The organism is Curtobacterium sp. MCSS17_007 (assembly GCF_003234175.2).
GTDB lineage: Bacteria > Actinomycetota > Actinomycetes > Actinomycetales > Microbacteriaceae > Curtobacterium.
The window spans coordinates 3,131,238-3,154,179 of the sequence record NZ_CP126257.1; the positions used below are offsets into that span (position 1 = coordinate 3,131,238).

Annotated in this window: 18 protein-coding genes; 7 read left to right on the forward strand and 11 right to left on the reverse strand. The window is 73.0% G+C overall.

The window, feature by feature from the left end; genetic code table 11:
• Window positions 1-27: 27 nt before the first annotated feature.
• Window positions 28-387: a GntR family transcriptional regulator gene (locus DEJ22_RS14870; RefSeq protein ID WP_258379633.1), complete on the forward strand. Its 360-nt coding sequence runs from the start codon at window positions 28-30 to the stop codon at window positions 385-387.
• A 70-nt stretch (window positions 388-457) separates the two neighbouring features.
• Here DEJ22_RS14870 and DEJ22_RS14875 read toward each other — a convergent pair whose 3' ends face one another.
• Window positions 458-1,306, reverse strand: coding sequence for an endo alpha-1,4 polygalactosaminidase (locus tag DEJ22_RS14875; RefSeq protein WP_111227457.1), 849 nt, complete (start codon window positions 1,304-1,306; stop codon window positions 458-460).
• A 268-nt stretch (window positions 1,307-1,574) separates the two neighbouring features.
• Between DEJ22_RS14875 and DEJ22_RS14880 the strand changes: the two genes are divergently transcribed.
• Complete coding sequence (locus DEJ22_RS14880; RefSeq protein ID WP_111227363.1) at window positions 1,575-3,218, forward strand: DEAD/DEAH box helicase; 1,644 nt, start codon at window positions 1,575-1,577, stop codon at window positions 3,216-3,218.
• Between the two features lie 208 nt (window positions 3,219-3,426).
• Complete coding sequence (locus tag DEJ22_RS14885; protein WP_022903197.1) at window positions 3,427-3,627, forward strand: CsbD family protein; 201 nt, start codon at window positions 3,427-3,429, stop codon at window positions 3,625-3,627.
• A gap of 80 nt (window positions 3,628-3,707) precedes the next feature.
• Here the strand turns inward: DEJ22_RS14885 and DEJ22_RS14890 are convergent, their stop codons facing one another.
• Entirely contained in the window at window positions 3,708-4,250 is a 543-nt protein-coding gene (locus tag DEJ22_RS14890) for an NUDIX hydrolase family protein (protein ID WP_111227362.1), read from the reverse strand.
• Window positions 4,251-4,585: 335 nt separating this feature from the next.
• On the reverse strand, window positions 4,586-5,257 hold the full coding sequence (locus tag DEJ22_RS14895; protein ID WP_111227361.1) for a PadR family transcriptional regulator: 672 nt from the start codon (window positions 5,255-5,257) through the stop codon (window positions 4,586-4,588).
• 150 nt (window positions 5,258-5,407) lie between these two features.
• On the opposite strand from DEJ22_RS14895, the gene DEJ22_RS14900 reads away from it, so the two are divergent.
• Both DEJ22_RS14900 and DEJ22_RS14905 read left to right on the forward strand, forming a co-directional pair.
• Complete coding sequence (locus tag DEJ22_RS14900) at window positions 5,408-10,150, forward strand: ATP-dependent helicase (RefSeq protein WP_111227360.1); 4,743 nt, start codon at window positions 5,408-5,410, stop codon at window positions 10,148-10,150.
• Between the two features lie 77 nt (window positions 10,151-10,227).
• Window positions 10,228-11,007 (forward strand): Fpg/Nei family DNA glycosylase, encoded by a 780-nt coding sequence (locus tag DEJ22_RS14905; protein ID WP_111227359.1) that lies wholly within the window; start codon window positions 10,228-10,230, stop codon window positions 11,005-11,007.
• A gap of 36 nt (window positions 11,008-11,043) precedes the next feature.
• Here DEJ22_RS14905 and DEJ22_RS14910 read toward each other — a convergent pair whose 3' ends face one another.
• The 5 genes from DEJ22_RS14910 to DEJ22_RS14930 form a co-directional block, all read right to left on the reverse strand.
• The gene (locus tag DEJ22_RS14910) at window positions 11,044-11,541 is read right to left on the reverse strand and encodes a hypothetical protein (RefSeq protein WP_111227358.1); all 498 of its coding nucleotides are present in this window, start codon (window positions 11,539-11,541) and stop codon (window positions 11,044-11,046) included.
• Window positions 11,542-11,673: 132 nt separating this feature from the next.
• Window positions 11,674-13,737, reverse strand: a complete 2,064-nt coding sequence (locus tag DEJ22_RS14915) for a glycosyl hydrolase (RefSeq protein ID WP_111227357.1) — start codon at window positions 13,735-13,737, stop codon at window positions 11,674-11,676.
• Window positions 13,738-13,740: 3 nt separating this feature from the next.
• On the reverse strand, window positions 13,741-14,481 hold the full coding sequence (locus DEJ22_RS14920; RefSeq protein ID WP_111227356.1) for an efflux RND transporter periplasmic adaptor subunit: 741 nt from the start codon (window positions 14,479-14,481) through the stop codon (window positions 13,741-13,743).
• Complete coding sequence (locus tag DEJ22_RS14925; RefSeq protein ID WP_258379632.1) at window positions 14,478-16,391, reverse strand: glycosyltransferase family 2 protein; 1,914 nt, start codon at window positions 16,389-16,391, stop codon at window positions 14,478-14,480. Before DEJ22_RS14925 ends, DEJ22_RS14920 begins: the two co-directional genes overlap by 4 nt.
• A 448-nt stretch (window positions 16,392-16,839) precedes the next feature.
• Complete coding sequence (locus DEJ22_RS14930) at window positions 16,840-17,874, reverse strand: aldo/keto reductase (protein WP_111227355.1); 1,035 nt, start codon at window positions 17,872-17,874, stop codon at window positions 16,840-16,842.
• 131 nt (window positions 17,875-18,005) lie between these two features.
• On the opposite strand from DEJ22_RS14930, the gene DEJ22_RS14935 reads away from it, so the two are divergent.
• Entirely contained in the window at window positions 18,006-18,551 is a 546-nt protein-coding gene (locus DEJ22_RS14935; RefSeq protein ID WP_111227354.1) for a TetR/AcrR family transcriptional regulator, read from the forward strand.
• Window positions 18,552-18,597: 46 nt separating this feature from the next.
• On the opposite strand, the gene DEJ22_RS14940 is transcribed toward DEJ22_RS14935, so the two are convergent.
• A complete protein-coding gene (locus DEJ22_RS14940; protein WP_220033775.1) occupies window positions 18,598-19,518 on the reverse strand; it encodes a LysR family transcriptional regulator ArgP in 921 nt (306 codons plus the stop codon).
• Window positions 19,519-19,588: 70 nt separating this feature from the next.
• Between DEJ22_RS14940 and DEJ22_RS14945 the strand changes: the two genes are divergently transcribed.
• Window positions 19,589-20,353, forward strand: coding sequence for a LysE/ArgO family amino acid transporter (locus tag DEJ22_RS14945; RefSeq protein ID WP_258379631.1), 765 nt, complete (start codon window positions 19,589-19,591; stop codon window positions 20,351-20,353).
• 98 nt (window positions 20,354-20,451) lie between these two features.
• On the opposite strand, the gene DEJ22_RS14950 is transcribed toward DEJ22_RS14945, so the two are convergent.
• Both DEJ22_RS14950 and DEJ22_RS14955 read right to left on the reverse strand, forming a co-directional pair.
• Entirely contained in the window at window positions 20,452-21,927 is a 1,476-nt protein-coding gene (locus DEJ22_RS14950; RefSeq protein ID WP_111227352.1) for an APC family permease, read from the reverse strand.
• A gap of 115 nt (window positions 21,928-22,042) precedes the next feature.
• Window positions 22,043-22,912, reverse strand: coding sequence for a hypothetical protein (locus tag DEJ22_RS14955; protein WP_111227351.1), 870 nt, complete (start codon window positions 22,910-22,912; stop codon window positions 22,043-22,045).
• Window positions 22,913-22,942: the final 30 nt, after the last annotated feature.

A 22,942-nucleotide genomic window follows, 5' to 3' on the forward strand; every position in this document is an offset into this window, starting at 1 on the left:
GACGGACAGGACGCAAGGGTGGATCGCATGACGGGACTCGTGGCACTCGACGCCGGCGGCCGGGTGCCGCCGTTCGAGCAGGTGCGTTCGCAGATCGCGGCGCAGATCGCCGCCGGCTACCTGGTGGACGGCGAGCGCCTGCCGAGCGTGCGTGCCCTCGCCGAGGAGCTCGGGCTCGCGACCGGGACGGTCGCGAAGGCGTACCAGCTGCTCGAGGAGGCAGGGCTCGTGCACACCGCTCGCGGTGCCGGTACCCGGGTGATCCGGCCGGCAGCGGTGCCCGACGCGGTCGCCGAGGCGGCTCGTGCCCTGGCGGTCGCGGCCCACGAGGCGGGGCTGTCCGCCGACCAGGCGGCGACCGCGCTCCGCGAGGCCTGGCCCGCCTGAGGCGCCCACCCGCACCCGGGCGAGGGGCGTGGGCGAGGCGACCGGTGCCTCCCGGCCGACCGTCGCGCCGTCAGCAGTGCTCGAAGACGTACGCGTCGTCGTCCGGGGTGACCAGGTCGCGGTCCCGCAGGATCGTCATCGCGGGACGGTCCCGCAGCCCGCACACCGACGCCCACGAGCGGCCGAGGGTGTCGGAGTACTCGATGTCGACCACGCGCTCCCCGTAGACCGCCGTGTAGGCCGCGCACTCGTCGTACTGCACGCACTCCTCGGCGACGACGAAGTCGAAGCCCGTCGACTGCCGACCGGCCTTCCCGAGCTGCGGCGTGTTCTTCTGCCCGACGGCGAGACCGCGCTCGTGCCCGATCCGGACGAGCGACGCCGCGAGCGCGAGGTTCCCGGAGCGGGTCAGGCGTCCGCCGGACCGCGTCCACGAGTCGAGGTTGTCGAACTCGACGGCGTCGAACCCGCGGTCGGCGCACCGCGCGACCGACGTCGTGAGCTCCTTCGTGATCGCGGCGCGCTTCGCGGCGGTCCGGGTGTCGAGGAGCACCTCGTCCGGCCAGCCCGGGTCGGCGACGAGCTTCCCGGAGCCGTCGCGCAGGAGTGCCGACGGCGCGCGGCGCTCCCACCCGGCGAGCGCCCCCGGCTGTGTCTGGAAGCCGTTGACGTAGCAGACCGAGTACGTGCCGGCGGCCGGGCGGTCGGTGCTGTCCCGTTCGACGATCGTCACGCCGCTCGCAGGTGTGTAGCCACCGCCGAGCTGGTAGTCCGGACGCCCCGCCGTGGGCAGGTTCCGGTAGGTCTCGGTCGACGCGGCGCGTGTCGCCGCGGGCGCCGCTGCGTCGGCACACCCGGCGCTGCCGAGGACGACCACCAGGGCGATCGCGGTGGTCAGCAGGACGGAACGGGTGCGCACCACGGGATCATCGCACGCGGTCGGCGAACGCTCCTGCCGTGATCCGGGGGTCGCACGCTATGCTGGGGGTACTCGAGGCGCCGATCGCCTCGTGCGTCGTACGGACGCCCCCGACTCCCGACCCTCATCCGGTCGATGATCGCGCACCACCATCCGGTGCCAGGCTCTCTGCTGCGGCGACCGTGTCAGCACCGCTGACGCGGGGTCCCGCCCGCGCGCCGAACCCGAGCGCGCCCACGGCCGGCACGTGCCGGCTCGAAAGGTCACGATGACCGCCACTCCTTCCGACATCCGTTTCTCCGACCTCGGCGTCCCGGCGCCGATGGTCCAGTCCCTCGCCCAGCAGGGCAAGGAGACCGCGTTCCCGATCCAGGCCGACACGCTGCCCGACTCCCTGCAGGGCAAGGACGTGCTCGGCCGCGGCCGCACCGGCTCCGGCAAGACGATCGCGTTCGCGATCCCGCTGGCCGCCCGTCTCGCCGCGAGCCGCCGTCCCCGCCGCGCCGGTCGCCCGCGCGCCCTCGTGCTCGCACCGACCCGTGAGCTCGCGACCCAGATCGACGCGACCCTCGCGCCGCTCGCGAAGTCGATGGGGCTCAACACCACGACGATCTTCGGCGGTGTCGGCCAGGGTCGGCAGGTCGACGCGCTCCGCGGCGGTGTCGACGTGGTCGTCGCCTGCCCGGGTCGCCTCGCCGACCTCATGCAGCAGGGGCACGTGAGCCTCGGCGACATCGAGGTCACCGTCCTCGACGAGGCCGACCACATGGCCGACATGGGCTTCCTGCCCGGCGTGACGAAGATCATGCAGGCGACGCCGGAGCAGGGCCAGCGCCTGCTGTTCTCGGCCACGCTCGACAACGGCGTGGACAAGCTCGTCAAGAAGTTCCTGCACGACCCGGTGATGCACTCGGTCGACGACGAGACCAGCCCGGTCGAGGCCATGACGCACCACCTGTTCGAGGTCGCCGACGCCGACGCCAAGAAGGACCTCGTCCGCGTCCTCGCCTCGGGCACCGGCCGTCGCATCCTGTTCATGCGCACGAAGCACCACGCGAAGCGCCTGGCGAAGCAGCTCACCAGCCAGGGCATCCCGGCGGTCGACCTGCAGGGCAACCTGTCGCAGGGCGCCCGGGAGCGCAACCTCGCGAAGTTCTCGTCCGGCGAGGCCCTCGTGCTCGTCGCCACCGACGTCGCCGCCCGTGGCGTGCACGTCGACCACGTCGAGCTCGTCGTGCACGTCGACCCGCCGACCGAGCACAAGGCGTACCTGCACCGCTCGGGCCGCACCGCGCGTGCCGGTTCGTCGGGCGACGTCGTCACCGTGACGCTGCCGGCCGAGCGCCGCGACGTCGCACAGATGATGCGTGCCGCGGCGATCAAGGTCACCCCGCAGCAGGTCACCGCGACCTCGCCGGCCGTCACCGAGCTCGTCGGCGAGGTCGCCCCGATCCGCCACGTGGCCCCGGAGCAGCCCGCCCAGCAGCAGCGCCAGCGGCAGCCGCGTGCTGCCGAGTCCGCGGGTGACACCGCCGGTCGCCGCCGTGGTCGCGGTGGCCGTTCGGGAGGCGCGGGGCAGTCCGCACAGGCCGCCCCCGCCACCGGGTCCACCGGTGGGCGTCGTGGTGGTCGCGCCGAGCAGGCCGGCGGCGGGCAGCGTCGCGGTGGCCAGGGTGCCGGCGCGGGTGCGGGTACCGCCGCGGGTGCGGGTACCGCCGCGGGTGGGCAGCGCCGCTCCGGTGGCAGCCGTCGAGCCTCGAGCGACGTCGTGCGCGGTGGGTCGGCGCCGGTCTGGTCGTCCGAGGGTGGCTACGCGGCCGGCCGCAGCGGTGCCGGTGAGTCCGGTGGTGCGCGTCGTCGGCAGGGCTCGCGTCGCGTCTCGCGCCCGGCGGGTGCGGCCGACCGCCACTGACCTCCCACTCCCGCCCGCTCATCGCTGAGTGGTGCGCGAGAGCGACAGATCCCCGTCGAAGTCCGGCGGGGATCTGTCGCTTCCGCGTCCACGTTCGGGAACCTGGACGTCCAGTGGGAGCGATGGGGCGACCTGCGCGTAGGTTCTCCTGCACCGACGGTCGCGTGAGCGGCCGACGGGGAATCGTCCGTCGTCGGAAGGAGACCACATGGCTGGCAGCGAAGAGAACCACACCGGCGAGAAGCTCGTCGGCAAGGTCAAGGAGGGTGTCGGCAACCTGACCGGCAACGACAAGCTGAAGGCCGAGGGTCAGACCGACCAGGCCAAGGCGTCGGCCAAGCAGGGTGTCGACGACGTGAAGGACGCGGCGCACGGCGTCGCGGACAGCCTCCGCGACGAGAAGCACTGAAGCCGGTCCACGACCGAGCTGCGAAGCCCCCGGAACCACACGGTTCCGGGGGCTTCGTCGTGCTCGGGACGGACCGCGGGTCAGTGCAGCGCGCCGACCGACGCGAGACCGGCCCGCAGAAGTGCGCCGCGGCCGCCCTCCATCTCCTCGGCGACGGCGTCGGAGGCTGCCTCGATCGGGCTCATCCACGTCAGCTCGAGGGCGTCCTGGCGCGGGTCGCAGGTGCCGGTCACCGGGACGACGTAGGCCAGCGAGATCGCGTGCTGCCGCTCATCGGTGTACACCGAGGCACCGGGCAGCGGGAAGTACTCGGCGACGGTGAAGGGCGTCGGGCTCGCGGGGAGCTGCGGGAAGGCCATCGGGCCGAGGTCCTTCTCCAGGTGCCGGAAGAGCGCGGTCCGGATCGACTCGCCGAACATCACCCGACCGGAGACGAGCGTGCGGGCGATCGAGCCGCTCGGCGCGACACGGAGCAGCACGCCGACCTCGGTCACGACACCGAGGCCGTCGGTGCGGACGGGGAGTGCCTCGACGTAGCAGATGGGCAGCCGACGACGGATGTTCGCGAGTTCCTCGTCGGACAGCCAGCCGGAGTCGGGATCGGGGGTGCGCAGCGAGGCCATGCACCGTGTCTACCAGTCGCCCCGGCGAGTTCGGCGGAAGGCGCGGTCGACGGGGATCGCCAGCGTCGTCCACGTGATCGATGCGGACATCGTCGTACGCCGGTCTGCCGCACGCGGTCTCCGCCGAGGAGCTCGCCGACGTCGCCGCGTTCGCCGGCGCGTCCTGACGAACGGACCCACGACGGGTACGCGACGGCGACGGTCCGCCGCGGACGGCATGCGGCAGACCGTCGCGTTCGCGGAGGAGTCCGGGTGACCGACTGGCGGACGGGAGGCGCGTGCCGGGCCCGCCACGCGCCTCCCGTCCGTCGCCGGGTCGCGCGGACCGCTCGCCGCTACTCGGCGAGGATCTGCAGCAGGTCCTTGCGGAGCTGGTCGACCTTCGCCGTCGCGGCCTTCGTCTGCTCGTCGGAGGCACTGGTGCGGTACATGTGGAGCACCCCCATGGCCTTGCGGAGGGCCTCGACGAACTCGCGCTGCGTGTCGGGCATGCCCGGTGCGGCCGCGAACGCGGTGGCGATCTCGTCCGCCTTCGCCTCGGCCTCGGCACGGCCGGCGTCGGTGAGCTCGAAGAGCGTCTTGCGGCCGTCGCCGGTCGAGACGACGAGGTCCTCGTCGACGAGCTGCTGGAACGTCGGGTAGACCGAGCCGGGGCTCGGCTTCCAGGCGCCGTCCGTGCGTTCGGCGATGGTCTTGATCACGGCGTAGCCGTTCTGCGGACCCTCGGCGAGCAGGCCGAGGATCGCGAGGCGGACGTCGCCGCGACGACGGCGTTCGCGGCCGGGACCGCCGCCGAATCCGGGCCCGAACCCGGGGCCGAAGCCGCGACCGCCGAACCCGGGGCCGAAGCCGCCGCGTCCGCCGTGGTCGTGGTCGCCACGGTCGCGGCCGGGGAAGCCGTGACCGTGGTGCTGCCGCGCGCCGCCGAAGCGGGGGCCGCGCGGCCCGGTGCCGCGGGGGCCGCGGCGGGGCGTGGTGCTGTCGAGGTCATCGTACGAGGGGCGCATGATGACTCCTTCCTGTCGGTGGTGAAGTGCGCTCGCGATCGATCCTGTCCCTATCGCGATGGCTCAACGATAGATCGCTATTGGTCGTGATGTCAAGCAGGTCCGCCACCCGGCCCGCTGTCGGTGGCGACGGGCAGGATGGGACGGACCATGACGGACGTCCTCGAGCGCTTCTCCCCCGCGACCGCGGAGTGGTTCCGTGGCGCGTTCCCCGCACCCACCGCCGCCCAGGCCGGTGCCTGGGACGCGATCTCCACCGGACAGCACGCCCTCGTGATCGCCCCGACGGGCTCCGGCAAGACCCTGGCGTCGTTCCTGTGGTCGATCGACCGGTTGATCAGCGCGACCGACCGTCCGCCCGCGAAGCAACGGACCCGCGTGCTGTACGTCTCGCCGCTCAAGGCACTCGGCGTCGACGTCGAGCGGAACCTGCGGAGCCCGCTCGTCGGCATCACGCAGACCGCCCGGCGGCTCGGGACGGAACCGCCCGAGGTCACGGTGGGCGTCCGGAGCGGCGACACCCCCTCGTCCGACCGGCAGCGGCTGCTCCGGCAGCCCCCGGACATCCTCATCACCACGCCCGAGTCGCTGTACCTCATGCTGACATCGCAGGCACGCGAGACCCTGGTGAACGTCGACACGGTCATCGTGGACGAGGTCCACGCGGTCGCGTCGACGAAGCGCGGGGCGCACCTGGCGGTGTCGCTCGAGCGGCTCGACGACCTGCTCGAGAAGCCCGTGCAGCGCATCGGCCTGTCCGCGACGGTCCGCCCGGCAGAAGAGGTCGCGCGGTTCCTCGGCGGCCGCGCGCCGGTCTCGATCATCGCCCCGCCGGCGCAGAAGACCTTCGACCTGCGCGTGGTGGTACCGGTCGACGACATGACCGAGCTCGGTGCCCCGCCGGTCGGCGCGGACGCCACCGAGTCCCCGACGAACGGCTCGATCTGGCCCCACGTCGAGGAACGGGTCGTCGACCTCATCGAGGAGCACCGCTCGACGATCGTGTTCGCGAACTCGCGGCGGCTCGCCGAACGACTCACCGCCCGGCTCAACGAGATCCACGAGGAGCGCGTGCTCGCGGCCGTCGAGGCCCCTGCGACGGTCGACGCGGTCGCCGCAGCGGCCCCGGTGACCCAGTCCCCCGGCCGGGCGTCCGCGCACGCACCGGTGGCGCAACCGAAGCGTCCACCGGCCCAGCTGATCGGGCCGTCCGGGCAGACCGAGGGCGGCGGCTCCGACCCGACGGTGCCCGTGCTCGCACGCGCCCACCACGGTTCCGTGTCGAAGGACCAGCGGGCGATCATCGAGGACGACCTGAAGTCCGGTCGGCTCCGCTGCGTCGTCGCCACGAGCTCGCTCGAGCTCGGCATCGACATGGGCGAGGTCGACCTCGTCGTGCAGGTCGAGGCGCCGCCGTCCGTGGCGAGCGGTCTGCAGCGCGTCGGTCGCGCCGGGCACCAGGTCGGCGAGATCTCCCGTGGCGTGCTCTTCCCGAAGCACCGCGCCGACCTGGTGAACAGCGCGGTCACCGTCGAGCGCATGGTCTCCGGGCAGATCGAGTCGATCTCGGTGCCCGCGAACCCCCTCGACGTCCTCGCGCAGCACACCGTCGCCGCGGGGTCCGTCGACACCGTCGAGGTCGAGCACTGGTTCGAGCTCGTCCGCCGGAGCGCCCCGTTCAGCTCGCTGCCGCGCTCGGCGTTCGAGGCGACGCTCGACCTGGTGACCGGTCGCTACCCCAGCGACGAGTTCGCCGAACTCCGACCGCGCCTGGTGTGGGACCGCGTGCACGGCACCCTCACCGGGCGTCCGGGTGCGCAGCGGCTCGCGGTGACGAGCGGCGGCACGATCCCCGACCGCGGCATGTTCGGCGTGTTCATGGTGGGCGAGAAGGCCAGCCGCGTCGGCGAGCTCGACGAGGAGATGGTCTACGAGTCCCGCGTCGGCGACGTCTTCGCGCTCGGCGCCACGAGCTGGCGCATCGAGGAGATCACGCACGACCGGGTGATCGTCAGCCCGGCGTTCGGACAACCCGGCCGCGTGCCGTTCTGGAAGGGCGACGGCATCGGGCGCCCCGCCGAGCTCGGACGCGCCACGGGGGCGTTCGTGCGCGAGGTGGACGCCGCCTCCGACGACGACGCCCGCACCCGCGTCGCCGCCGGCGGGCTGGACGAGCGCGCGGTGACGAACCTGCTCACCTTCCTGCGCGACCAGCGCGCGGCGACCGGCCACGTCCCGAACGACACCACGCTCGTGGTCGAGCGGTTCCGCGACGAACTCGGCGACTGGCGACTCATCCTGCACTCGCCGTACGGCATGCAGGTGCACGCGCCGTGGGCGCTGGCGGTCGGCGCCCGGCTGCGTGAGCGGCACGGCATCGACGGCGACGCGATGGCGGCCGACGACGGCATCGTGGTCCGGATCCCCGAGACCGACGCCGAGCCGCCCGGCGCCGACCTGTTCGTGTTCGAGCGCGACGACCTCGAAGCGCTCGTCACCGACGAGGTCGGCGGGTCCGCACTCTTCGCGGCCCGGTTCCGCGAGTGCGCGGCGCGGGCACTGCTCCTGCCCCGCCGGAACCCCGGGCAGCGGTCCCCGCTGTGGCAGCAGCGCCAGCGGGCGTCGCAGCTGCTCGAGGTCGCGCGGGAGTACCCGACGTTCCCGATCGTGCTCGAGACCGTGCGCGAGGTCCTGCAGGACGTCTACGACGTGCCGGCGCTGCTCGGGATCTCGGACCAGATCGCCGAGCGTCGCATCCGGCTGGTCGAGCGCGAGACGGAGCAGCCGTCCCCGTTCGCCCGGTCGATCCTGTTCGGCTACGTCGCGGCGTTCATGTACGAGGGCGACTCGCCCCTGGCGGAACGTCGCGCGGCGGCCCTGTCGCTCGACTCCACCCTGCTCGGCGAGCTGCTCGGCCGGGCGGAGCTGCGGGAGCTCCTCGACCCCGACGTCATCGCGTCCGTCGAGCGTGACCTGCAGCGGCTCTCTCCCGACCGTCGCGCGCGTGACGCCGAGGGGCTCGTCGACGTGCTCCGGCTCGTCGGTGCCCTCGAGCTGCCCGAGCTCGTCGCCCGCAGCTGGGTGGCGGACGCGGGGGTCGACGACCCCGACGGCGCGGCCGACACCGTCCGGACCGCGCTCGAGACGCTCGAGCGCGACCGCCGCGTGCTGTCGTTCACGCAGGGCGGTGCGACGCGCTGGTCGGTCATCGAGGACGCCTCCCGCCTGCGCGACGCCCTCGGGGTCCCGCTCCCGATCGGCGTGCCGACGGCCTTCGTCGAGCCGGTTGCCGACCCGCTCGGTGACCTCGTCGGCCGGTACGCCCGGTCGCACGGGCCGTTCTCCGCGCAGGAGGCCGCCGGGCGCCTCGGACTCGGCGTCGCCGTCGTGCTGGACACCCTGCGCCGCCTGGTCGCCGACCGTCGCGTGGTCGAGGGCGAGTTCCGTCCGGACCGCCAGGGTGCCGAGTGGTGCGACGCCGAGGTGCTGCGGCGCATCCGGACGAAGTCGCTCGCGGCCCTGCGGCACGAGGTCGAGCCGGTGTCGCCGGACGCCCTCGCCCGGTTCCTGCCCGCGTGGCAGCACGTCCAGGCCCCCGGTACCCGCGGTGGTCTGCGCGGCGTGGACGGCGTCCTGCAGGTCATCGACCAGCTCGCCGGCGTCGCCCTGCCCGCGAGCGCATGGGAGACCCTCGTGCTGCCGTCCCGTGTGACCGACTACTCGACGAGCATGCTCGACGAGCTCACCGCGACCGGTGAGGTCCTGTGGTCCGGCGGCGGGACGCTGCCGGGCAACGACGGGTGGGTGCGGCTGCACCTGGCGGAGACGGCGTCGACGACCCTGGCCGAGCCCGACGGCGGCGAGACCACCGAGCTGCAGCGCGACGTCCTCGGGGCGCTGGCCGGCGGTGGTGCGTACTTCTTCCGGCAGCTCGGGCAGGCCGTCGGCAGCACGGACGACCAGGCGCTGACGACCGCCCTGTGGGACCTCGTGTGGGCCGGACAGATCACGAACGACACGTTCGCGCCGCTGCGGTCGATGCTCGGCGGCAAGGCGAAGAGCACCAGCGCACCCCGTGCCCGCGCGTACCGGGGACGGCGACGTCCGACGCTGCCGTCGCAGTCCGGTCCGCCGTCGGTGGGCGGTCGCTGGTCGATCCTGCCGCTCGCCGAGTCCGACTCGACGCTGCGCGCAGCCGCGACCGCGGAGCAGCTGCTCGAGCGGTACGGCGTCGTGACGCGCGGCGCGGTGCAGGTCGAGGGCGTCCGCGGCGGGTTCGCCGGTGTCTACCGGGTCCTCAGCCGGTTCGAGGAGTCGGGGCGTGCGCGGCGCGGGTACTTCGTCGAGGGGCTCGGGGCGGCGCAGTTCGCGACGAGCCCGACGGTCGACCGTCTCCGCACGTACGCCCGTGACCTCGACGACGACGAACGCGCCGACCCGGACCGCGAGCGCCAGGCACTGACGCTCGCGGCGACCGATCCCGCCAACCCGTACGGCGCCGCACTGCCCTGGCCGTCCGACGACACCCCGGCAGACGCCGGGCCCGGCGCGGGCTCCGGCTCCGACGGTGCGGACGAGGGCACGGCACGCGCCGCGACGACCACCGGCCGCGGGCACCGTCCCGGCCGCAAGGCGGGTGCGCTCGTGACGACCGTCGACGGACGGCTCGCGGTCTACGTCGAGCGCGGGGGCAAGTCGGTGCTGACCTTCACCGACGACCCGGCGGACCTCGCCGTCGCCGCGCGCTCGATCGCGGCCACGGTGCGGAGCGGACTCCGGAAGCTCGCGGTGGAGCGGGTGGACGGTGACTTCGTGCTCGAGACCCCGCTCGGGTCGGCGCTGCGCGAGGCGGGGTTCACGGCGACCCCGCAGGGACTGCGGCTGCGTGTCTGAGGCGACCAGGGCCTCCCGGCAGGGCTGCAGCACGCCGGGCCGCAGGACGGGCACCAGCGCAACACGGGAGGCGCTCCGTGCCCGAGGGTGACACCGTCTTCCGCGCCGCCCGGCGCCTGCACACCGCGCTCGCGGGCAAGGTCCTGACCGGCTCGGACTTCCGCGTGCCCGCCTTCGCGACCCTCGACCTCGTCGGCCGGACCGTCGACGAGGTCGTCCCCCGCGGCAAGCACCTGCTGCACCGGATCGGCGACCTCACCGTGCACTCCCACCTGAAGATGGAGGGCCGGTGGGACGTCTACGCACCCGGTGAGCGGTGGCGACGTCCGGCCCACCAGGCCCGGGTGGTGCTCGACGCCGACGACGTCTCGACCGTCGGGTTCACGCTGGGCGTGCTCGAGGTCGTGCCGCGCGACCAGGAGTCCGAGGTCGTCGGACACCTCGGTCCCGACCTGCTCGGCCCGGACTGGGACGCCGACGTCGCGCTCGCCAACCTGACCGCCGACCCGGACCGGCCGGTCGGCCTGGCGCTGCTCGACCAGCGGGTGCTCGCGGGCCTCGGGAACGTGTACCGGAACGAGCTGTGCTTCCTGCGCGGCGTCCTGCCCACCCGACCGGTGGGACAGGTGCAGGACCCGGCTCGGGTGATCGCCCTGGCCAGCCGGCTCATCACGATCAACCGCGACCGCAGCAACCGGGTCACGACCGGGGTCGACCGGCCCGGTCGGCGCTTCTGGGTCTACGGACGCGCCGGCAAGCCCTGCCTGCGGTGCGGGACGCCCATCCGGCGTGGTGAGCTCGGCGACTCCGAGCTCACGCTGCGGGACACCTACTGGTGCCCGCGCTGCCAGAGCTGAGCGGCACCGGCAGCAGGCCGGCTGCCCACGCCGGTGTCAGCGGTCGGCGGCCTCGACCGCGCAGCTCTCGGCACGCTTCGCGGCGTCGGAGTCCGCGCTGAAGGAGCTCGGCGCCGGCGAGGCCGACTTCGACTCGTCCGAGGTCGCGTCCTTGGCGTTGTCGTTCACGGCGTAGATCGTGCCGTCCCAGTCGTCCGCCGTCGGGTCGGTGGTGGTCGCCCAGATCGTCAGCTCGTCGTCGTTGGCGTCCTTGCTGTCCGAGGGCACGATCGAGGCCGCGAGGTACCAGCCGCCGTCCCCCTCGGCGACGTTCGCGAACTCGGTGGTGTCGTGCGGACCGACTGCGGTGCCGATGGCGTCGACGGCCTTGCTCGACGCGACCGCGCACTCCGCGGACCGCGACTGCTCCTGGTCACCGGGGACCTTGCCGACGGGGTCGATGTTCTGCGCGCCGCCCGGGTCGCAGGCCGTCAGGAGGAAGGCGAGGGTGGCAGCGCCGAGCAGCGCCGTGGCGGTCTTGGCTCGCGTGGTCATGCCGTCGACGGTATGCCGCCGTGCCCGTGCGGACCCCCAGGGCGTCCGCGAAGCGAACGCCCCGGGGGCTGCGGGCGGGCAGGACGCGCCCGGCGGGCAGGCAGGACGCGCCGCGTGGACGGTGGCGGTGCCTCAGGACCGGGTCATGATCCACGCGAGCAGGTACGACCGCGTGTTCGCCGAGTCGATCACCGCGTCCGGCAGGTCCTCCGCGTCGCGCAGTGCCGCGGCCGCGTCGGCCCCACCCCCGAGGGCGCGGTACATGAGCAGGTAGTCCCCGAACTGCACGTCGTACCGGCCGTCCGGCACCGCCTCGGCGAGCACCCGTCGGATCTGCTGCCGTCCGCCCGCGTCGACGTACTGCCCGGCCATCGCCGGCATCGGGATGAGCTCGATGCCCGCCGGTGCCGCCGCGGCCGCGCTGAACCACGTCGCGTGGTCCCGCTTGCCGCCCCAGGTGAGCGACACGATCCGGTGTGTGAAGCCCGGGAACGCCGACAGGTCGGGGTCGAGGACGTCCCGCTGCGCCGATGCCGCCTCGTTCGAGAGCAGCCACGTGCCGGTCGCCTCGAGCGACGACGAACCGGAGACCGCGCCCCAGCGGGCGACGCCGTTCCAGGCCGACACCGCCTCGGACGACGACTCCTGGTTGTTGCCGTCGGCGAACGGCGAGTACCCGGACGCCCACGAGTGCTGCGCGTAGGGGTCGTAGACGCGCAGGGCGGGGAACGACGCGGTCGCGGTGGGCGAGGCGATGTCGGCGGCGACCAGGTCGGCGACCGTCCGCCACTTCCGGACGAGCGACCGGTCGCCGTCGGCGACCATCGCGGCGGCGGACAGGACGTACCCGTAGTGGAAGTGGTGGTCGTTGAACTCGTCGGAGCCGAACGAGGCCTGCTGCCCGACGAGCCCGCGCACCTCGGGGTCGTAGGCGAAGCAGCGCGCGGTACGACCGCCGCACCCCGCCGGGTCGAACCACTGGTCGAGCTCGCCGACGACCGAGGTCTTCAGCGCCACCGCCTGGTCGTCGAGCCCGAGCGCCACGGCGAGTCGGTACAGCGACGCGACGCGGTACAGGTCCTTCCCCCCGCCGTACGTGTCCGCGGCGTACGACGAGGCGTCGACGCGCCCGGCGTCCTGTCGCACCTGGGCGGCGAGCGTGGCGCGCTGCGCGGACGTCAGGCCGGACAGGTCGAGCCGGTCCGACGGGTTCACGGTGTCGACCGCGAACCGCAGGGCCTTCCCGGTGCACACGGGGGCCGCGCCCGTGATCGTGGCGTAGCGCAGGCCGGTGCAGGAGAGACCGGTCGTCCCCTGACCGGGCTGCGGCACGAGCACGCCGGCTCCGTCGGCGAAGTCGTACGACAGCGTGGTCCGCTGGGATCCGTCGGACGCGCTGCGCCCAAGGGACGTGCCGGAGAGCGGCCGCGCTGCCTCGACGAGCCGGGTGACCTGGGACGACGACGCCCCGTCGGGCGTCGGCAGGAGCACCACCGACCCACCGCGGCGCAGGGTCACGCCCGAGGCGGAGACCGAGCCGTCGCGGACGACGACCTGCCAGGTCCGTCCGCCGCCGGACATCGTCGCGGTGCCCTCGCCGGTCGCGGTGAGCGGCACGGTGGCCGAGAGGGTCTCGTCACGGGCGGCCGTGTACGTCACCAGGGGTGACCCCTCGGCGAGCACGGAGTGCCCGAGGACCTCCCCGCCGGCGCGGTGCTCGACGGTCACCGAGACCGCGTCGTACGCCGACACGAGGGTGCTGGTGGCGCCGAGGTCGAACCCGACCTGCGGTACCGCCCCGCCGGCGATCGTCCGCTCGGTCGCGGAGACGTCCGGCAGACCGGCGGCGAACCCGCGCCCGGTGACCTGCCACGAGATCGGTGTCGGGAACACCGGCTGCGGGGCGTCGCCGAACACCAGGCCGGAGAACCAGCGGTTCGTCGGCGGCGTCAGTCCGTCGGCCAGGCGCATCGTGCCGACCGTCGACGACGCGACGTCGCCCAGGGCGGTGACCGCGCGTGCCTGGGCCGCCGTGTCGGTGGCGGTCGCCGACGGTGTCTGGCGGGGCGTTCCTCCCGGCCCGGTGCACGCCGTCGCCAGCAGGGCGACGACGGTCAGGACCGGGACGAGCAGGAGCGGACGGGAGGCACGGCGTGGCCCCGCAGGGCGGCCTGCGGTCCGGAGCGGGCGACGCACCGGCTACAGACCGATCTGCCGCGAGAAGTCGCGGACCGCGTCGGTGACACCGGCGAGCTGTCCGTCGTCGCGCAGGTGCAGCGTGGCGTCGACGGGCGTGCCCGGGCTGGTGATGCCGGACGACGGCGAGGCGGAGAGCTCGGGGCTCTCGACGTCGACCGTGGTCCTCGCCTGTCCGTCGTCGTTCGTCTGCACGCTGACGCTCTTGACCGTCCCGGTGATGGTGCGGTCGTCCGGTAGGCGCAGCTCGACCTCGGCACCGTTCCGGATGCGCCCGTAGTCGCGTGCGGTGACCGTGAAGTTCGAGGTGACGAAGAGGCTGTCCTGCTTGTGGATCGTGCCGAGCTCGGAGCCCGCCTGCACGTAGCCGCCGGTCTTCACGTCGACCTTGGCGACCGTGCCGGAGACCTCGGCCTTGAAGGTGATGAGGCCGTCGCGGCCGATGTCGTACGCGCTGGTCCGGGTGTCCGCGCCGACGACGCCCTTGCGGATGTCCTGCGCCAGCTGGAGGCTCTGCACCTGCAGGAGCTTCTCGCCCTTGGAGACGGTGTCGCCCTCCTCGACGTACTCCTCGGTGACGGTGCCGCCGTAGTCGGTGCCCACGGCGTACTCCTGCGCGGCGATCGCCGCCGAGGTGCTCGCGACGGCGCTCTGGCGCTGGTTGAAGACGAGCGTGCACGCGGCGACGATCACCAGGACGACCACGAGGCCGCCGAACAGTCGGAGTCGGTTGGTCCAGGTCATGCGCGGGGTCCGTCCTGCGTCGCGACGCCGGCGATCGCGGCGCGCTGGGGTTCGAGGGTGTCGGGTCGGACGACGGTCGTCCGGACGGGGCTGGCCGGGGCCTGCGCCAGTGGTGCGGTCGGTCGGACCGCCTCGCCCCGGCCCCGATCGCGGTCGGCGGCGCGGTTGCGTGCCTGCTCGCGGAACGCGGCGACGATGAAGGCGAGGAAGACCAGCGTGTTCGTGGTGTTCCAGGCGGTCGCGAGCGTGAACTGCCCGTTGCCGGTGTCACGCCACACGGCCACCACGCTCGTCAGGGAGAGGAAGACGAACACGAGCACCTGCGGCACGATGAAGTTGAACGGCGACGGTGTCCGTCCGCGGTCCGCACCGGTGACGTGCCAGGCCTGCTCCTTCCCGCAGACGACGTTCCAGAGGGCGCTCGCGTAGATCGGGAACGACACCGCCGCGAGCAGCAGCGTCTCGTAGCGGAACGAGCCGAGCGCGTAGAACGCCAGCACCACCTGCATGAGGTAGAAGCCGAGGTAGAACAGTACCCACTCGCCGGCACCGATCGACAGGTTCATCGGACGCAGGTCGAAGAAGATCTCGAGCGGCGGCACCAGGAGCAGCAGGCCGGGGACGATGCCCGTCAGGTAGAAGCTCGCCGTGACCAGGTACTGCAGGCGCTGGTCCATCGTGAGCCGGTGCTTCGGGTTGAACGGGAAGTGCGTGAGCAGGATCTCGAACCCGCCGGTGGCCCACCGCAGCTGCTGCTTCGTGAAGCCCTCGATGGTCTCCGGGGCGTCGCCGACGGCCAGGGTCATCGGGATGAACACGGACTTCCACCCGCGCTCGTGCAGCATCAGGCTGGTCCAGACGTCCTCGGACTTCGAGTCGGTGTGCATGCCGCCGATGTCGTCGATCGCACTGCGGCGGAAGATGACGTTCGTGCCGACGCAGAAGGCCGCGTTGAAGCGGTTGCGCCCGGGCTGGATGAACTTGTAGAACACCGTCTGCATGTAGCCGGCGCCGCGGGACACGAGGTTGTGCAGGTTGCCGTAGGTCTGCGGCGTCTGCACGAAGGCGATGGTGTCGTCCGCGAAGAACGGCACCGTCTCGAACAGGAACTCCGGCTCGGGTACGAAGTCGGCGTCGAACACCGCGTAGTAGTCGCCCTTCGCCAGGGTCAGGGCGTGGTTGATGTTGCCGGCCTTGGCGCCGTGCGACGACAGACGGCGGACGTACCGGGCGCCGAGCTGGGCGGCGAGCGCCTGGACCTCGTCGCTCCGGCCGTCGTCGAGCACCCACGTGCGGTGCTCGCCGCGCATCGCGACGGCCGCGCGGACGGTGGCCGCGATCGTCGACAGCTCCTCGCCGTAGACGGTGATGAACACGTCGACCTCGACCCGGCGTCCCCGCACGTGCATGGGCCACCGGTGCGGCTGGTCGGTGAGGCCGTCACGGGCGACGGCGTCGCGGTCGAACAGGGTGTCCTGGGTGTGGTGGAACGCGAAGTCGCGCGGGTCCGCACCGCCGGACAGGATCGTCCACATCGACAGGAGCGCCTGGCCGACCAGCACGCTCTCGGCCACGATCACGAGGCCGTACGGCAGGAAGTCGCCGCGGTTCGCCGGGTCGAGGAGGAACACCGCGTACGCCATGACGCCGAGGGTCGCCACGAGCACGATGAGCACCATCACCGGGCTGTGCGCGCGGCTCTCCGACCGGGGCCGGACGTCCGGGACCTGCAGGGACGGCCGGCGTCGCCGCCCCCGGTCGCGCACGGTGCGCTGCTGCAGTGGTTGCTGCTCGGCGTCGGGGGCGGGCGACAGGTGCGCCACGTCGGGCGACCGGGGCGGAGTGCTCCGTCGGGAAGGCGGTGTGCTGGCGTCCGGGCGCGAGCGTCGGACGTCCGTGGGTGCGGACAAGGCGGTCTCCTGTCGGGTCGGGAGAAGCTCGCGGCCCGCAGGCGGGGACGCCGACGGGTCGCGAGACGGACGTCGGCGACTGTGGCGACATGGGCCGGACCTTCGGGGGTCCGGCTCGGCGAGGGACCAGGGATCCTGCGCCGGGGAGATCGCGAACGAGGGTGCGGTCGCGGTGTTCGGTGTGTCGGGAGCGGTCGTGCGGCGACGGCCCGTGCCGTCGGTCGCCTGCGACACTACGTCCGGGTGGACGCGCTCGTGTGTCGGTCCGGTGAACTCCGCAGGTGTCCGCCGCTTCTTGCGGTTTCCCGCAAGCTCGGCTGCGGGGCGTGCGTCCGCTCCGCTGCAGAACGCAACCCGGGCGGTTGCTCGCAGCGGTACTGCGCTGCGAGCAACCGCCCGGGTTGCGTCTTGCGGGGGTCGGCCGTGGGCCGGGTTGCCCGACGAGTGGTCAGGCGGCCGAACGCTGGGCCAGGGGCCGACGGCGCAGTGCGGGGTCGAGGAGCGCCGGCGGCTGGTACTGCTGGTCGAGTCGCGTCACGTCGGTGCCCGGGGGCACGATGGCGTCGATCCGGTCGAGCACCTCGTCGGAGAGCGCCACGTCGGCTGCTGCGAGCAGGTCGTCGAGCTGCTCCACCGACCGCGGTCCGATGAGCGCGCTCGTCACGCCGGGGTGGGCGATGGCGAAGGCGAGCGCGAGGTGGGTCGTCGCCGTGCCCGTCTCCTCGGCCAGCGCGACGACCTGCTCCACCGCTTCGATCCGCCGGTCGTCCTGGTCGTGGCGGAACATCCCGGCGCGCGACAGGTCGTTGTCCTGCCCCCTGCGGAAGCGGCCGGTGAGCATGCCGCCGGCGAGCGGGCTCCAGACCAGCGCGCCCATGCCGTAGCGCTGCGCGACGGGCAGGACCTCGCGCTCGATGCCCCGACTGAGGATCGAGTACGTGGGCTGCTCGGAACGGAACCGCTCGAGCCCGCGGCGTTCCGACGTCCACTGCGCCTCGACCTGCATCGAGGCGGGGAAGTCCGACGAGCCGATCGCGCGCACCTTGCCGCTCCGGACGAGGTCCGTCAGCGCGGACAGGGTCTCCTCGAGGTCGACGGTGTCGTCCGGGCGGTGCGCCTGGTACAGGTCGATGTGATCGGTCTGCAGGCGTCGGAGCGAGTCCTCGACCGCGGTGGTGATCCAGCGGCGGGAGTTCCCCCGACGGTTCGGGTCGTCGCCCATCGGGCCGTTGAACTTCGTGGCGAGGACGACGTCGTCGCGGCGTCCCTTGATCGCCTTCCCGACGAGCACCTCGGACCCGCCCTGCGAGTACCGGTCCGCGGTGTCGATGAGGTTGATGCCGGCGTCGAGCGCGCGGTGGACGATGCGGATCGAGTCCTGCTCGTCGCCGTTGCCGATGCGGCCGTCGGTGCCGAGCATCATGGCGCCGAGCGCGAAGGGGCTGACCTGGATGCCGGTGCGGCCGAGGGTGCGGTACTGCATGGTTGTGCCTCCTGTCGGTGGCGTCCCGGTGGGCGGTGCCGTACCCTGGACCGAAGCGGAACGCTCTTCCGGAAGCATACGGAACGGCTTTCCGTTTCCGCAAGCCCATCCTCGACCCCTGCGGAGGAACCGTGCGCGCCGACGCCCGACGCAACCTCGACGCCCTCGTCGACGCCGCCCGCCAGGTCTTCGCCGACCAGGGTGTCGATGCTCCCGCGAAGGTGGTCGCCGACCTCGCCGGAGTCGGTGTCGGCACGCTCTACCGGCACTTCCCGCAGCGCTCCGACCTGGTGGTCGCGGTGTTCCAGCATGCCGTCGAGGAGTGCGCGGACGCCGCCGAGCAGCTCAGCGCGGACCACGAGCCGGACGAGGCGCTCGCGCTCTGGCTCCAGCGCTTCACCGGTTTCGTCGCCACGAAGCGCGGACTCGCAGCGGCCCTGCAGTCCGGCGACCCGGCGTTCGAGGGCCTGCACCCCTGGTTCATCGGTCGACTCGGCGGAGCACTCACGGGGCTGCTCGACGCGGCCTCGGCAGCGGGGACGATCCGCAACGACCTCGATGCGACGCAGCTGCTCCGGGCCGTCGCGGACCTGTGCCACGGAGCACCGACGACCGAGGAGAGCCAGCACCTGGTCGCGCTGCTCGTCGACGGGCTGCGTTGGCGGGCGACCGCCTGAGCGGGACGCTCCGCGACGACAGCGCACCCGAACCACCGGCCGCGATTCAGCCAGGTCGGTGCAGCCGCTCCCGCGCGGTGGCCAGGACGGCGTCGGTCACCCGCTCGAGCAGCGGGGACGCCAGGTTCCACCGCTGCCACCAGAGCGCCACGTCCGCGCGTCGACCCGGGGTGAGCTCGACGAGTGCGCCGCTCCGCAGCCCCTCGAGGCACTGGGCCTCGGGCAGCATCCCCCACCCGAAGCCGAGCGACACCGCCCTGGCGAAGTCGGCGGAGGTCGGCACGAAGTGGCGCGGTCCGCGCGGCGCGTGGCCGAGGACCCGCCGGAGGTACCCCTGCTGCAGGTCGTCGTCGCGGTCGTAGTCGACGAGCGGCACCGCGTCGAGCCGGGTCGTCATCCGCCGCTCGGTGTCGGCGCCCGCGAGGTACCGGCCCACGAACGCCGGCGATGCCACGGCCCGGTAGCGGTCGATGCCGAGCGGCACCGACGAGCACCCCTGCACCGGGTCCGACTCCGCCGTGACCGCCGCCATGACGGTGCCGGCACGGAGGAGCTCGGCAGTGCGGTCCTGGTCCTCGCGGTGCAGGTCGAACACCACCTCGGTGTCCGTCCGGACCACGGCGAGCGCGTCGAGGAACCACGTGCCCAGGGAGTCGGCGTTGACCGCGAGCGGGATCGATGGCACGACCGGGGCGTCGTCGTCCCCGACCGCTCCGAGCGCCCGCGCGGTCTCGTCGTCGAGCAGCCGCGCCTGGCGGGCGTGGCGGAGCACGACCTCACCGTCGGCGGTCGGCGCCACCGGGGTGGTGCGCTGGAGGAGCACCCGGCCGAGCTGCTGCTCCATCGCCTTGATGCGCTGCGAGACCGCCGACGGGGTGATCGCGAGCGCCCTGGCTGCGGCGTCGAGGGTGCCGTGGTCGACCGCCGCCAGGAGCGTCTCGAGGTGGTCCCGCTGGAGTCGCAACATGCAGCCGAGCTTACGGTGCTGCAGGAACCTGAGCTGGACTGCAGGCAAGTGGGTCCGTAGCGTCGCAGTCGTGACCGCTCTCCTCCCCCTGCTGGCCGGCCTCGGCACCGGGCTCGCCCTCATCGTCGCGATCGGCGTGCAGAACACCTACCTGCTCCGCCTGGCAGTGAGCGCGCCCGTCCGGGTCGTCGCGGCGGCGGTCGTCGTCTGCGCGGTGTCGGACGCGGTGCTCATCGTCGCGGGCGTGCTCGGCGTGGGCGTCGTCGTCGAACGGTTCCCGGTGGCACTCGCCGTGGTGCGGTTCGTCGGGGCGGCGTTCCTCGTGACGTACGGGGTGCTGGCGGCCCGGCGGGCGATCCGCCCCTCGGGCGAGGCGATGCGCGTCGAGCGGGCCGCGGACGACGACGGGGTAGCCGGCCCGGCGTCGGCCACGGCGGTGGCCGCGACCGCGGGCACGGAGGCGACTGCGGCGGTGGCCGCGACCACGCGCACGGCGACCGCGGCGGGGCGGACGCGCACCGCGCCTCCCGACCGGAGCGCACCGACGATGCGGACGGCGGTGGCGACCATGCTCGTCTTCACGTGGGCCAACCCGCACGTGTACCTCGACACGCTCGTGTTCCTCGGGTCGGTCGCGAACCAGCAGGGCGTCGACGACCGCTGGTGGTGGACCGTCGGCGCGGTCGCGGCGAGCTGCCTCTGGTTCGGCGCGCTCGGCTTCGGTGGGCGGCTGCTCCGACCGCTCTTCGCGAAGCCGCTCACCTGGCGGGTGTTCGACGGGCTCGTCGCCGTCGTGATGCTGTCCTTCGGGATCGCGCTCGCGGTCGGGGCGTAGGCGCGCAGCGCGGCGCCGGGTGCGCCGGCAGAACGGAAGCACCTTGCGCCACGGCGATCCGTGGCGCGAGGTGCTTCCCGTCGTGCGTACGGCCGCCGCTACTGCAGGCCCTTGCCCACCCGGCTGTGCCGACGGCTGTAGCCGAAGTAGATCGCGAACCCGATCGCGAGCCACGCGATGAAGCGCAGCCAGGTCTCGACCTCGAGGTTGAGCATGAGCCAGAAGCACAGCACCGCGGAGATGATCGGCAGCACCGGCACCCACGGCACCCGGAAGGCGCGCGGTGCGTCCGGACGGGTCTTGCGCAGCACCACGATGCCGATCGACACGAGCACGAACGCCGAGAGCGTGCCGATGTTGATCATGCCCTCGAGACGCTCGACGGCGGTGAACCCGGCAATGAACGCGACGACGACACCGGCGACGACCTGCACGCGCACCGGCGTCTGCGTCTTCGGGTTCGTCTTCGAGAACCAGCGGGGCAGCAGGCCGTCGCGGCTCATCGAGAAGACGATGCGCGAGAGGCCGAGCAGCAGGACCATCACCACGGTGGTCAGGCCGATGAGCGAACCGATCGCGATGATGCCGGCAGCCCAGGGCAGGCCGACGATGTCGAACGCCGAGGCGAGGGACGGCGCCTCCTCGTCGGCGAGCCGCTGGTACGACACCATGCCGGTGATGACGATGCTGACGCCGATGTAGAGCATCGTGACGATGCCGAGCCCGATGAAGATGCCGCGCGGCAGGGTCTTCTGCGGGTTCTCGGTCTCCTCGGCGCTCGTCGCCACGACGTCGAAGCCGATGAACGCGAAGAACACGAGCGAGGCCGCTGCGAGCAGCCCGAAGACGCCGTACTGCGCCGGGGCCTGACCGGTCACGAAGGACACGAGCGACTGCGTCAGGACGCCGCCCTCGGCACCCTTGGACGGCTCCGCCGGTGGGACGAACGGAGCGAAGTTCGCGGCCTTGACGAAGAACGCACCGGCGACGATGACGAAGACGACGATCGCGACCTTGATGATCGTGATGACGGCGGAGACACGGGAGGACAGTCGCGTGCCGAACGCGAGCAGCAGCGTGAAGACGCCCACGATGAGGACCGGCCCCCACGTGAACCCGATCGGACCGAGCTGGATCGTGTCCGGGACGTCGATGCCGAACACGCCGAACGCGGTGCTCAGGTAGATGCCCCAGTACTTCGCGATCACGGCGCTCGCGGTGAGCGTCTCGAGGATGAGGTCCCACCCGACGATCCACGCGAGCAGCTCGCCCATCGTGGCGTACGTGAAGGTGTAGGCGGAACCCGCGACCGGGATCGTGGACGCGAACTCGGCGTAGCACATGATCGCCAGGCCGCAGGTGACGGCGGCGAGCAGGAACGAGATGATGACGCTCGGACCGGCGAAGTTCGCGGCGGCGTTCGCGCCGACGGAGAAGATGCCGGCGCCGACGGCGACCGCGATGCCCATCGCGGCGATGTCGAACGTCTTGAGCGACCGCTTGAGCGAGCGGCCCTTCTCCTCGGAGTCGGCGAGGGAGGCCTCGATCGACTTGATGCGGAGCGGTGATGCCATGGGGGTTCCCGTCAACGGCTGGCGGTGGACCCCGTGAGGGTACTGGTGTACCACCCCGGCTCGCAAACAGTGCCGGCCCAGACGGACGGGCAGCCGTCCGGACGGGAGGCGCGGGTCAGGCCCGGCGCCACTCCGCCAGGAAGCGCGCGCCGGCCTCGTCGTGGATGACGCCTTCGGGCGCGGTGAGCACCGGGTACGGCGTCTCCGGCACCCCGTCGGCGGGCCGCACGTCGACGTGCGCGACGTCGTGCCCGTTCGCGTGCAGCCAGTCCGCCATCGCGTAGTCGCTCCGCGAGTCGCCGACCGTCCGCCACGTGCGCGGGAGCTCGCCGTCGAGGGCGAGCAGCTCGAGGGCACGCTCGGCGCCCATGTCCTTGCCCGAGCGGTCCGACTCGACGTCGGTCGAGATGATCGTGGGGTCGACCCGCCACTGCACGGCGCCGTCCGCGTCGGGGCGGACGTCGTCGAGCCGACGGACCCCGAGCCCGCGGCGCTGGAGGGCCGCCACCGCCTTCGCGTCGAACTCCGCCTGCCGCGCCAGGTACGCGGCGTTCGGCACGTCGACCCGCTGCTCGATCGACACCATCGCGTGCTTGGTCTCGTCGAAGAACACCAGGTCCGCGTACTCGGCACGGACCAGGTCGCGCATCTCGTCGGCGAAGTCCTGCGGCAGCGCGAGGTCCTCGGCGATGACGAGCTCGCTCGTCCCGCCCTCGTACTGCGGGCCGACCGAGCACCAGACGGCGCCCTTCTCGCACACCGCGTGCACCCGTCCGCCGGCCGCGAGCCCGCCGGCGAGGAGCGGCTCGACGACCTCCTGCCGGATGAAGGCGTCGCTGCGGCCGGTGTTGAAGACGATCGGGATCCCCTCGGCGGCGAGCGCGACGAGGTCCGACACGATCGACGGGATGGCGATCGTCCGGGTCACCGGGCTGGCGATGGGTCCGTCGACGTCGAGCAGCAGGCCGAGGCGGGGAGCAGTCACGTGCCCATCCTCTCGCACCTGCGATGCCTG